Source organism: Streptomyces sp. NPDC002817 (assembly GCF_053592055.1).
Genome location: NZ_JBSFUY010000060.1, coordinates 16,658 through 27,814 on the forward strand (window position 1 = coordinate 16,658; position 11,157 = coordinate 27,814).

At 67.7% G+C, this 11,157-nt stretch carries 10 protein-coding genes; 7 read left to right on the forward strand and 3 right to left on the reverse strand.

Features of this window, described 5'->3' with window-relative positions:
* Positions 1-25: 25 nt before the first annotated feature.
* A complete protein-coding gene (locus tag ACWD3I_RS47275) occupies positions 26-1,225 on the forward strand; it encodes a cytochrome P450 (RefSeq protein ID WP_365413173.1) in 1,200 nt (399 codons plus the stop codon).
* Between the two features lie 11 nt (positions 1,226-1,236).
* Positions 1,237-2,415 carry a cytochrome P450 gene (locus tag ACWD3I_RS47280; RefSeq protein ID WP_365413171.1) on the forward strand — a complete coding sequence of 393 codons (1,179 nt, stop codon included), beginning with the start codon at positions 1,237-1,239 and terminating at the stop codon, positions 2,413-2,415.
* 94 nt (positions 2,416-2,509) lie between these two features.
* Here the strand turns inward: ACWD3I_RS47280 and ACWD3I_RS47285 are convergent, their stop codons facing one another.
* Genes ACWD3I_RS47285 through ACWD3I_RS47295 form a run of 3 tightly spaced genes read right to left on the reverse strand, consistent with a single transcriptional unit; the run spans position 2,510 to position 5,704 of the window.
* Entirely contained in the window at positions 2,510-3,448 is a 939-nt protein-coding gene (locus tag ACWD3I_RS47285) for an SAM-dependent methyltransferase (RefSeq protein WP_365413169.1), read from the reverse strand.
* 28 nt (positions 3,449-3,476) lie between these two features.
* Positions 3,477-4,907: an FAD-dependent monooxygenase gene (locus tag ACWD3I_RS47290; protein ID WP_365413167.1), complete on the reverse strand. Its 1,431-nt coding sequence runs from the start codon at positions 4,905-4,907 to the stop codon at positions 3,477-3,479.
* On the reverse strand, positions 4,904-5,704 hold the full coding sequence (locus ACWD3I_RS47295; RefSeq protein WP_365413165.1) for a thioesterase II family protein: 801 nt from the start codon (positions 5,702-5,704) through the stop codon (positions 4,904-4,906). Before ACWD3I_RS47295 ends, ACWD3I_RS47290 begins: the two co-directional genes overlap by 4 nt.
* Before the next feature lie 179 nt (positions 5,705-5,883).
* Between ACWD3I_RS47295 and ACWD3I_RS47300 the strand changes: the two genes are divergently transcribed.
* The 5 genes from ACWD3I_RS47300 to ACWD3I_RS47320 form a co-directional block, all read left to right on the forward strand.
* Positions 5,884-6,144, forward strand: coding sequence for a ferredoxin (locus ACWD3I_RS47300; RefSeq protein WP_365413163.1), 261 nt, complete (start codon positions 5,884-5,886; stop codon positions 6,142-6,144).
* Positions 6,145-6,294: 150 nt separating this feature from the next.
* Positions 6,295-6,969, forward strand: a complete 675-nt coding sequence (locus tag ACWD3I_RS47305) for a TetR/AcrR family transcriptional regulator (protein WP_365413161.1) — start codon at positions 6,295-6,297, stop codon at positions 6,967-6,969.
* A 599-nt stretch (positions 6,970-7,568) separates the two neighbouring features.
* Positions 7,569-8,486, forward strand: a complete 918-nt coding sequence (locus ACWD3I_RS47310; RefSeq protein ID WP_365413159.1) for an ABC transporter ATP-binding protein — start codon at positions 7,569-7,571, stop codon at positions 8,484-8,486.
* Positions 8,483-10,090: an ABC transporter permease gene (locus ACWD3I_RS47315; protein WP_365413157.1), complete on the forward strand. Its 1,608-nt coding sequence runs from the start codon at positions 8,483-8,485 to the stop codon at positions 10,088-10,090. The genes ACWD3I_RS47310 and ACWD3I_RS47315 overlap by 4 nt, the downstream gene beginning before the upstream one ends.
* 207 nt (positions 10,091-10,297) lie before the next feature.
* The coding region (locus tag ACWD3I_RS47320; RefSeq protein WP_451084421.1) for an alkaline phosphatase PhoX at positions 10,298-11,157 on the forward strand (860 nt) is incomplete at its 3' end.

The window sequence follows — 11,157 nt, forward strand, 5'->3', positions numbered from 1 at the left end:
CGTCCGAGAGACCAGGAGCTGAACAGTGACCGACGCCGGCCCGCCCTATGACTTCCCGTTCCTCCCTGTGCACGCCCTGGAGGTCGAGCCGATCCTGAGCCGGCTGCGCCAGGAGGAGCCGCTGACCCGTGTCCGGCTTCCCTACGGGGGTGAGGCGTGGCTGGTCACCCGCTACAAGGAGGTACGGGCGGTCCTGGCCGACCCACGCTTCAGCCGGTTGCAGGCCACGGACCGGGACGTACCACGCCGACAGGAACTTCAGCCGCCGCCCGAGGGCATCATGTATATGGACCCTCCGGAGCACACCCGCATCCGCCGCCTCGTCGCCAAGGTGTTCACCGCCCGCCGGGTCGAGGCGCTGCGCCCCAGGGTGCAGGAGCTGACCTCGGGCATGGTGGAGGAGATGGCGGCCCATGGTCCGCCCGCCGACCTGGTGGATTTCGTGTCGTTGCCGTTGCCCACTGCGGTGATCTGCGAACTCCTCGGGGTGCCGTTCGACGACCGGCACGCCTTCCGTGAGCACGTGGACGCGATGATGGCCGCCCACACCTTCTCGCACGTCGAGTATCTCAAGCACATGCGCTGGCTGCGTGACTACTTTGCCGAACTGATCGCGCGCCGCCGTAGGGAGCCCACCGACGATCTGCTCGGCGCGCTGGTGCGGGCCCGCGACGACGAGGACCGTTTGAGCGAGACCGAACTGGTCATGCTGGCTTCGGTGTTGCTCGTCGGAGGGCAGGACACCACGGCCAGTGAGATCACCAACGCCCTGTACACGCTGCTGCGCCACCCCGACCAGCTGAAGCGGCTGTACGCCGACCGGAGCCTGTTGCCGAGCGCGGTCGACGAACTGCTGCGGTTCGTGCCGCTGGCCAGCGGCCATCACATGGCCTTCATCGCCACTGAGGACATCAACCTGTGTGGGACGACGGTGAAGAGGGGCGAGCCGGTCTTCACCCACCCGCAGTCCGCCAACAAGGATCCCGTCCAGTTCCCGGACCCCGAACGGTTGGACCTGGCACGCGATCCCAACCCGCATCTGAGCCTCGGTCATGGCATGCACCACTGTCTGGGGGCACCGCTGGCCCGATTGGAGATGCAGATCGCCATCGGCACGCTGCTGGACCGGTTCCCGCGTCTGGAGCTTGCCATCGAGGAGGAGGACATCCCTTGGCGGGACAGCCTGCTGTTGCGCGGCCCGACGGCGCTGCCGTTGAGCTGGTGAGGAGAGTACCCATGACATCCCCGACACCCCGACTGCCGTTCGACCAGCCGCACCCGCTGACCATGCCGCCACAGCTGCGCGAGCTCCAACGGGACGGCCCGATCCACAAGATCCACACCGAGGTGGGCGACGACGCATGGCTGGTCACCGGTTACCCGCAGGTGCGTGAGCTGCTGGACGACAGCCGCCTTGGCCGTTCTCACCCCGACCCGGCCAACGCGCCCCGGGTCGGACAGTCCGCGCTGCTCGGCGCAGTCATGGGCAATTACGCCACCGAGCATGAGGACCATGCCTATATCCGCAGGGTCGCTCAGCCTCTGTTCTCCGCCAAGCGGATGCGCGCCATGCGTCCACGCGTCGAGGAACTGACTGCGAACCTGCTGGACGACCTGGTCAAGAGCGAACAACCCGCGGATCTGCTTCAGGCACTGGCCCTGCCCCTGCCGATCTTGGTCATCTGCGAGCTGCTGGGTGTGTCCTACGACGATCGCGACCAGTTTCGGGCGTGGGTGCTGGCCGCCGCCGACGCCCAGGACCGGGAACGCTCCCGCAAGGGGCTGACCGACCTGTACGTGTACAGCCAGGAGCTGGTTGCGCGGCGTCGGCGCGACCCCGGCGAGGATGTGGTCTCCAGTCTGTGCGCGGTGGACGGCCTCGCCGACGACAAGATCGCCACCCTCACGATGGCTCTGCTGTTCGGCGGTCACGAGACGACCGTGGTGTCGTTGGGCCTCGGGGCACTATTGCTGCTTGGTCACCCAGAGCAGGGCAAAGCCATGCGCGATGACCCGGCCCTCATCCCCGGAGCCGTCGAGGAGATTCTGCGGATGCCCGTGAAGAACCGCGGCGGACTGGTGCGTTATGCCCGGGAGGAGATCGAGTACGGCGGCGTGACGATCCAGCCTGGGGAGCTGGTCCTGCTCGACAACCGCGGGGCCAACCACGACACCGACGTCTATCCCGAGGCCGACCGGTTCGACGTCACCCGCCGCGACGCACCGCATCTGACGTTCGGTCACGGACCGCGCTACTGCATGGGCGCGCCCCTGGCCCGGGTGGAACTCCAGGTCGCCTTCGAACAACTCGTGCGCCGCTTCCCGACCATGCGACTGGCCCGGCCCTACGAGGAACTGATGGGCCGGGCGAACCTGGTCACGGGAGGCCTGGCGGAGCTCCCCGTCGTGTGGTGACCGAGCATGCGCACACCGACGATGAGCGCCCCGGACGGATCATCCGTCCGGGGCGCTCATCCTCCCGCGGTCCTGGCCGGCGCAGAGGCGACGGTCACTCCGGCTTGCGGCCGTAGGCCAGGATGTACTCCCGGCTGCCCACTCGGCGCTCGGCAACCCACAGGAACAGGCGCATCTTGAATCGCTGACGGGCACTCAGCCGCCTGTTCTCGGGAGCCGCAAACCGGCGGCGGGTGAACTCGACCCGCGGCAAGATCACTTCGGCGGTGATGGACCTGACCTTCACGTCGACGAAGCCCGCCTGGCGCATCCGTTCGGCGTACGTCTCCATGGTGTACCAGTTGTCCGGTGGCACGACCTTGTCGCGTACCCAGTGCTCAAGCCACCGGACGGGCCCCGGCTTGTTGCCGCCTACGTGCACGGGCACCAAGTCTGCCGTGGCGATGGTGCCTCCCGGCCGCAGCACCCGGTGGGCCTCTTCGAAGAAGTGCTGACGGGTGTTGAAGTGCAGAGCCGACTCCAGGGCCACCACGCGGTCCGTCGATGCCGCGCCTACCGGCACGTCTGTCGCTGAGCCGATCCGCAGGTCGATCACGTCGGCCAGCCCTAGATCGGCCACCCGTTTGCGGGCCACCTCGACCTGGGCGTTCGTGACGTTGACGCCTACGATCCGCCGAGGTTCGCGAGTGCGAGCCCAGCGGATGTCCTGTTCGGCGTAGCCGAACCCGCAGTCCAGCACGCAGTCTCCGGTAGTGATTCCCGCTGTGTCGGCCAGCAGGTCCGCCAGCGCTTCGCTTGCTTCGTCCTGATCGGTCGCACCGGTCGCCCAGTAGCCGTAATTGAGGTAAAGCGTCTTGATGTCCAGGAAGTCGCGGTACAGACTGCGGCCGGTGATCTTGCGGTCGTTCAGCTCGTACAGTGACCGAACCCGGCCCTCCAAGTCACCAGTGAAGTAGCGCTTGAGGCGAGTCAGGTGCGTCGCGGCGTTCTGGAGACGGCCACGGTCCTGCTCGATGATCACACTCTCGGACATGAGATGCCTCTCTCGGTTGTGCGATCCTCTACGCGGGTTCGGGAGCGGAGACGCCGCCCCGCGCCGTGCGGAGCATCGCGGTCTCACGCGCCGTTAAGGGCGGTCTGGACAGGGGAGGATGGGCGGCACCTCGGCGCAGTGCCGCGATGACCTCAGGGGCCTCGAGGCTGTTCACCGGAGCTGACAGGGTCGTCACCTTCACGGCTGCCCGGTGCACCACGGGGTCGCGCAGCGAGGCGTCTCCCACCATGTCGGCGAAGGTGCGGCTTTGGGCGTGCGTGCCGCCCATCAGGCGCGGATCTTTCATGTCGGTGCGGCAGTCGGGGTACGACAGGTCCTGAGAGGCGGCCAGCATCCATGGGTCATCGACCGCGGCGCCTACAGCACGCTGAATGGACGCCGCGAGCCCTGGCGCCAGGCCAGTGCCGTCCAACTCCCGGGCGAGGGCGTCGACGCAGTGCGCGGCCGCACTGAGACCGTGCGCGTAGACGGGATTGAATGCGGCAACCGAGTCCCCGATGGCCACCAGTCCCTCGGGCCAGGCGGCGATCCGCTCGTAGTAGCGACGGCGGTTGGCCGTGCTGCGGGATCCGTACACTCCGCTGAGCGGTTCCGCGTGTTGGAGCAGGTCGGCTATGAAAGGTGACCGCAGGCGCCGTGCGAACGGCAGGAACTGCGACTCTTCGGCGGGCGGCTCACCGCCGCGGGTTCCCGACAGGGTGAGGATGAGTCGGTCGCCCTCGATCGGGACCAGTGTGGCGTTCTGTCCCGGCCGGCGTGCCCGGTGGTCGGCGAGCACGTTGACCAGAGGGAAGGTGTTCTCATCGAAGGGAGCGCGGAAGACGCGCGTCGAATAGGCGATGCCGGTGTCGACGAGGTCTTCTTGGACAGATTCGATTTTCAGCGCTGCCAGCCACTGTTTGAGGGGTGAGCCGCGCCCGGTGGCGTCCACCACGAGATCTGCCGCCAACTCGACGGGCTCCTCGGAGCGTCGTCCGCGTACGCACACGCCAGTGACGCGGTGGGCATCCCCGCGCAGGGCCAGCACCTCGGTGCCGTCCATGACGGTGATGTGCCCGCTGCGCAACGCGTGATCGCGCATCGTCCAATCGAGCAGCGTTCGACTGCAAGTGAGAATGAACTCGGCGGCCGGGAAGCGGTGCTGCCACCCGTAGGCAGTGAGCCAGAGGCAATCCGTCGGCACCTCGCGGCGGTGGGCACCCGAGGCGAGCAGTCGTTCTGTGACCCCCGGCATCATCTTCTCGATGATGCGCGCACCACCGGACAACAGCAGATGGGCGTGACGGGCCTGAGGCACACCACGGCGGAAGTCCGCCTCGGCGGGGAAGACGTCCCGGTCCACGATCGTCACGGAGTCCACGTGCCGAGTGAGGGCGACTGCCGCCAAGGTGCCCGCGATGCTGCCGCCGAGGACCACGGCACGGGTCGATCCGGTCATCGGGCAGGGGTCCCTTCGACGTCGATGGCTGCGCCCGGCCCGAGGCCGACGGAGGCGAGATCCTCCGTGATCGCCGCGGCCACGGCCGGCCAGTTGTCGTTGAGATAGAAATGGCCGCCCGCGAAGACCCTGCGCCGGAAGTCCGCCGAGGTGAGGTGACGCCACGTCTCGGCCTGGTCGGCCGACAGTCCTGGGTCGGCGTCGCCCATGAAGACGCTGATCGAGCACTTCAACGGCGGGCCCGGCCGGTGCTGATACGTCTCGATGGCCTTGTAGTCGGCACGCAGCGCCGGGAGCACCATGCGCACGACTTCCTCATCGGCGAGGAGACTTGCGTCGGTACCGCTGAGACGGCGTATCTCTGCGATGAGAACGTCGTCCCCCTGCTGGTGGAGGTTGGCGCGGCTCGCGATGGAAGGCGCACGTCGTCCGGAGGCAAGCAGCGTGACCGGGAACGGAGCCGCAGGATCTTCGGCCAGTTGCCGGCAGACCTCGTAGGCCAGCACCGACCCCAGGCTGTGCCCGAAGAAGGCCAGTGGCCGCTTGTCCAGGGTGATCAGAGCCTGACGGATCATTCCGGCCAACTCGGTCAGGTCGTCCACCAGAGGTTCGGCGCGCCGGTCCTGTCGGCCCGGGTACTGCACCCCCACGACTTCCACGGAAGGGGCCAAAATGGCGGATAGGCGGTAAAAGTATGTCGCCGAGCCACCTGAGTGCGGAAAGCAGAGCAGTCTGGCTCCCTGATCTGCGCTGGCGTGAAAATGGCGGAACCAGAGACCGTCGTCAAGCTTGGTCATCGGGTCGGCACTCCCTTTCCCTGGGCGCGACGATCGCATTGCGATACGGCCTGTGTAGCCCGGGTCAATTCATGGCCACAACCCTTAATGAAGGTCGCGGCTAGGGGGCGGATCGGGGTTGCGTGGAGCGTGTGAGTCACCAACTCTGACGTCATGTAACGGCCTTCGGCGGAGGACGGATGACGGCGACGCGGACCAACGGCGCAGAGGACGAGGGCACCGTCTGGGAGATCTCGGTCGACACCGAGACGTGTGTCGGTTCCGGCGTGTGCACTCACTTGGCGGCCCGGCGGTTTCAGCTGGCGGAAGGGCGGTCGCGCGCGGTGAGCGCGATCGTGCCAGCGGACCAGAGTGTGCTGGACGCGGCCGAATCCTGCCCCATGGAGTCGATCACGGTGGTGGAGCGGTCCAGCGGCCACCTTCTGGCGCCCCGGCCCTGACGCGTTCCTTGCCCGGCGCTGTTTCGTACGGTTTCGAACTCGGCTTCGCATTGCGTGCGTGGCCGGTCTGACACCTGCCCGTTGCATCCAATACGCGCGTATAGTATACAGCTGTATTGTTAATTGAACGCGTGTATTGTCGGAGGCGTTGTGGAGTCTGAACGGGGCCCCGAGGGTGACGAGCGCACCGCTCGCGCCCGCATCAGGGATGCGGCACTGGGCGAGTTCGCTCGCCGGGGGATGGGCGGCGCGACGATCCGTGGCATCGCCGAGGCGGCCGGAGTCTCGCCGGGGCTGGTCCAGCATCACTTCGGCTCCAAGGAGGAGCTGCGCGCGGAGTGCGACCGATATGCATTCGACATGCTGCGCCACACCAAGCAGGACGCGATCAAGGGCGGGATGGACGACCCCAACTTCCTCCCGGTGGTCCTGCGCGCTGCCGCGCCGGTCCAGCGATACGTGGCCCGAGCCCTGGTGGACGGCTCACCGGCGGCGTCCGCCCTGTTCGACGACATCGTGCGAATGAGCGAGACCCTCTTGCAGGAGGGTGGCCCGGGGATGAGTGTCCCGAACACGTCCGACCTGCACGCCTACTCGGCCGCCATGACGGCCATGAACCTGGGGATCCTCGTCCTCCACGAGCACCTGACGCGCGCGCTGGGCACCAATCCGCTGAGCCCCGAAGGCTATCCCAGGCTCGGTTTGGCCTTGCTCGACATCTACGCCGACAATCTGATCGGCCCGGAGATCGCGACGCAAGCACGTGCGGTTCTGGAGGCCATGAGGGACGCAGCTCCCGGACGCCGTGCGGGGCAGGAGGACTGATTGATGGCTGCCGTCACAGGATTCTTAGCCGCAGCCCCGGCTGTCGCGAGTCCCAGCACGCGCGTCTGCCGATGTGCGCGCAGCGCTGTTGTTGCGTCTGCTTCGACAGATTCACGGTGGTGACGATGCGGTCGCGGGAGGCCGGCGATCCCGGCATCATGGCCGGCACTCAACAGGCGCCTGCAGACCGCGGACGGCCTGCCCACCCGACGGGACATACCCACCGGCTGCACTTCTCGGAAGGAAGCGTCCGCGCCGATGCGCCGGGGCGCATGCCATCGGTCGCCCGGAGCCGACGAGCACTCAGAGCACGTTGCCGCTGGACTCCCGCGCTAGGCGCCGCTGGTGGACCCCCCGCTGAATGTCAGCCCCTTGCACAGAACCGACTTGCCGTACTGCGAGTTCCCAGCCGATGTGTGCAGTGGTCGTTGGCCGTCCGTAGTGATCTTTGTGTTCGGCTTCCCACGGCCGAGGCGGCGGCTCGACGGACCGACTCGGATCCGCCGCAGGGTGCCGGTGCTCGTGATGCCCACACAGCAGCACGCCACCGGCCGTGTCCCAGAGCTGCCCTCATGTTCCCCTCGACGAGGAGACCCCCCATGACTACCCCGACGGCGGCCGCGATCTCAGTTCGCGGGTTGACCAAGTCGTTCGGCCCTGCCCGTGCCCTCGACGGCCTTGACCTCACCGTCAACACCGGTGAGGTGCACGGCTTCCTGGGCCCCAACGGGGCCGGCAAGACCACTACCATCCGTGCGCTCCTCGGCCTGTACAAGGCCGACGGCGGAGACCTGCGCCTCTTGGGCGGCGACCCTTGGGCCGACGCCGAAGAACTGCATCGGCGCCTTGCGTATGTCCCCGGCGACGTCACGCTGTGGCCCAACCTGTCCGGCGGCGAGACGATCGACCTGATCGGGCGGATGCGTGGCGGGCTGGACGAGTCCCGCAAGGCCGATCTGATCGACCGGTTCGATCTGGACCCCAAGAAGAAGGCCCGAGCCTATTCCAAGGGCAACCGGCAGAAGGTGGTGCTGATCGCCGCCCTGGCGTCTCAGGTGGAGCTGCTGATCCTGGACGAGCCCACCTCGGGCCTGGACCCGCTGATGGAATCGGCGTTCCAGGCGAGCATCGCGGAGGAGAAGCGAAGCGGCCGCACTGTGCTGCTCTCCAGCCACATCCTCGCGGAGGTGGAGGCTCTCTGCGATCGCGTCACCATCATCCGCGACGGTCGGACCGTGGAGACGGGAACGTTGGCTGAGCTCCGTCACCTGACGCGTACGTCGTTGCACGCCGAAGTGGATTACCCGCCCGCCTCGTTGGGGGGCATGGTGGGAGTGCACGACCTCACCGTCGACGGCCATCAGGTGCGCTGCGAGGTGGACACCGATCGGCTCGGAGCGGTGGTCGCGGAGCTGGCTGCCGCAGGGCTGCGCAGTCTGGTCAGTCAGCCGCCGACGCTGGAAGAACTGTTTATGCGGCACTACCGGACCGACCGGACCGCGGAGGCGGCCCGATGAGCGGATTCACCGGCACCCGCGGCCTTTCCAGGCTGGTTCTGCGCCGAGACAGGTGGATCCTGCCCTTCTGGGTGGTGATCCCCGGGCTGGCGGCGGGGAACTTCGTGGTCGCGTCCGAGGAGCTTTATCCGACGGCGGCCGATCAGAAGGAATACGTGGCCACCACGGCGACCAACCCGGCGTTCCTGGCTCTGTTCGGCCCGATCCACAGCGCCGATATCGGTGGCATCGTTGCCCAGCGACTCGGCTTCGCTCCCGTGATCATTGCTCTGATCAGCGTTCTCACCGTCATGCGGCACACACGAACGGAGGAGGAGCGCGGGCGCCGCGAGCTGCTGGCGGCCACTGCCGTGGGGCGCAAGGCCGGGCTGGCGGCCGCCCTCATGGTGACGCTCGCGGCCAATTTGCTCCTCGCGGTCGTCATCGCCGTCAGCGTCACCGGCCGTGGCCAGGACAGCGCAGGTGCTTGGGCTCTCGGTCTTTCGATCGCCTCCGCGGGAATCGTCTTCGCGGGTGTGGCGGCCCTGGCGGCCCAACTGACCCAGACCGCCGGCGCTGCTCGTGGGCTTTCGCTGAGCGTTCTCGGTGCCGCTTTCGCGGTCCGTCTGGCGGGCGATGTGGGAGGGCAGGGCAACAGCGTCGAGTGGCTTACGTGGCTCTCGCCTCTCGGCTGGACACAACGGGTACGGCCGTTCGCCGACGAACGCTGGTGGGTGCTCCTGCTGCCCCTGGCGGCCATCGTCGTCCTCGCGACGGTCGCGTCACGGATGGTGGGCCGACGGGACATCGGCGAGGGCGTCCTGCCTCCGCGGCCGGGGCCGGCCACAGCCTCCTCCGGGCTGAACGGTCCTCTCGGCCTCGCCTGGAGGCTCCACCGAGGTCCGCTCCTGGGGTGGACTGCCGGATTCCTGGCCATGGGTGCGGTCTTCGGAGGAGTCGCAGAGGGCGCGGGCGAACTGCTGGGTGACAACAAGGATTTGAGTGAGATCTTCTCGCGCATGGGCGGTGCATCCGGCCTGACCGATGCCTACCTGGCCGCGATGATGGGTCTCATCGGGCTGGTCGCGGCGGCATACGGCATTCAGGCTGCGCTGCGGCTGCGAACGGAGGAGACGGAGCAGCGGGCTGAGCCTTTGCTGGCCACCGCGGTCAGGCGACTGCGGTGGGCCTCCGGACATCTGCTGTTCGCCCTGGTCGGTCCGATCGTTGGGCTGACAGCCGCGGGCCTGGCTGCCGGGCTGGTGCACGGCCTGAATGTGAGCGACGTCGGGGGACAGGTCCCCCGTGTCCTCGGTGGCGCGCTGGTCCAGCTGCCCGCGGTCTGGCTCTTGGCCGCGGTCGCCGTGGCCGTGTTCGGGGTGCTGCCCCGGTTCACTGCGGCTGTGGCGTGGACGGTCCTGTCGCTGTGCGTTTTGTTCGGCCAATTCGGTGCCGCGTTGAAACTGAATCAGTCGCTCCTGGACCTCTCGCCGTTCACTCACATCCCGAAGTTGCCCGGCGGAGACGCGTCGGCGACAGATCTGATCTGGTTGCTCCTCCTGGCAGCGGCGTTGGTCGTGGCAGGTCTTGCAGGGCTCCGGCGACGGGATCTTCCCGTTCCGTAGTCCGGAGATCCGTCGGCGACCGTTGCTGCACACATGACGCGATCGTCCCGCCGTCTGAGAAGGCGGCGGGACGATCGCGTTCGAGACTTGCCACCCCGGAGAGCAGGCCGTGGCGTCAGGCGCTTCACGCGTGGTTCCCGGGACGAATTTCGAATGATAGACACAGCGAGATCGCTGTTCCTGTACGCCTGACAGGAAGGTCCGTTCATGACGGAATACCGCCGCGCCACCACTCGTCGTCAGGTTCTCGCTCGCACTGGGGCATTAAGTGTGGGCATCGCCTTCACCGGTGCCCTCTCCGAGCTCTTCACGGGCACCGCCGCCGCTCAGAACCTCGGCCACACCGGCTACGGCCCGCTCGTTCCCGACCCGAACGGCCTGCTCGATCTGCCGGAAGGTTTCCGCTACAAGGTCCTCTCGCGCGAGGGGGATCCGCTTCGTTCCGGAGAAGGCGCAGTTCCCTCGAATCACGACGGTATGGCGGCCTTCGCAGGCAGGAACGGTCGTGTGCACCTGGTCCGCAACCATGAGAATCCCAGCATCGGAAGAGTGCCGGTCCCGACCGTCGAGGGCCTCACCTACGACCCGGCGGGCAAGGGCGGCTGTACGGTCCTGACGCTCGACCGGCACAACAACGTGCTGTCGGAGCGGGTCGCCATCGCCGGCACCGCCGTCAACTGCGCGGGCGGGCCCACCCCTTGGGGCACCTGGCTGACCTGCGAGGAGACCGAGGCCCAAGTGGGCATCGGTGGCTACACCAAGGACCACGGCTTCATCTTCGAGGTCGATCCGGTGAACCCGCTCGGTTCGGGCGCGGTGCCGCTGACCGCAATGGGCCGCTTCGCGCACGAGGCGATCGCCGTCGACCCCAAGCGCGGCATCGTCTACGAGACCGAGGACGCCTTCCTCAAGCCGTTCGGCCTCTTCTACCGCTTCCTGCCGAACAAGCCGCTGGGCGGCCTGGGTTCGCTCCGCGCGGGCGGAAGGCTCCAGGCGATGCGCGTGCCCGGCGTACCGGACCTGTCCTCGATCCAGGAGACGGGCGCGTGCTTCGAGGGCGTCGAGTG

Coding starts and splice junctions, on each gene's coding strand:
- ACWD3I_RS47285 (WP_365413169.1), bottom strand. CDS start 3,448: ATGTCCGAGAGTGTGATCATCGAGCAGGACCGTGGCCGTCTCCAGAAC.
- ACWD3I_RS47315 (WP_365413157.1), top strand. CDS start 8,483: ATGAGCGGATTCACCGGCACCCGCGGCCTTTCCAGGCTGGTTCTGCGC.
- ACWD3I_RS47310 (WP_365413159.1), top strand. CDS start 7,569: ATGACTACCCCGACGGCGGCCGCGATCTCAGTTCGCGGGTTGACCAAG.
- ACWD3I_RS47295 (WP_365413165.1), bottom strand. CDS start 5,704: ATGACCAAGCTTGACGACGGTCTCTGGTTCCGCCATTTTCACGCCAGC.
- ACWD3I_RS47300 (WP_365413163.1), top strand. CDS start 5,884: ATGACGGCGACGCGGACCAACGGCGCAGAGGACGAGGGCACCGTCTGG.
- ACWD3I_RS47290 (WP_365413167.1), bottom strand. CDS start 4,907: ATGACCGGATCGACCCGTGCCGTGGTCCTCGGCGGCAGCATCGCGGGC.
- ACWD3I_RS47280 (WP_365413171.1), top strand. CDS start 1,237: ATGACATCCCCGACACCCCGACTGCCGTTCGACCAGCCGCACCCGCTG.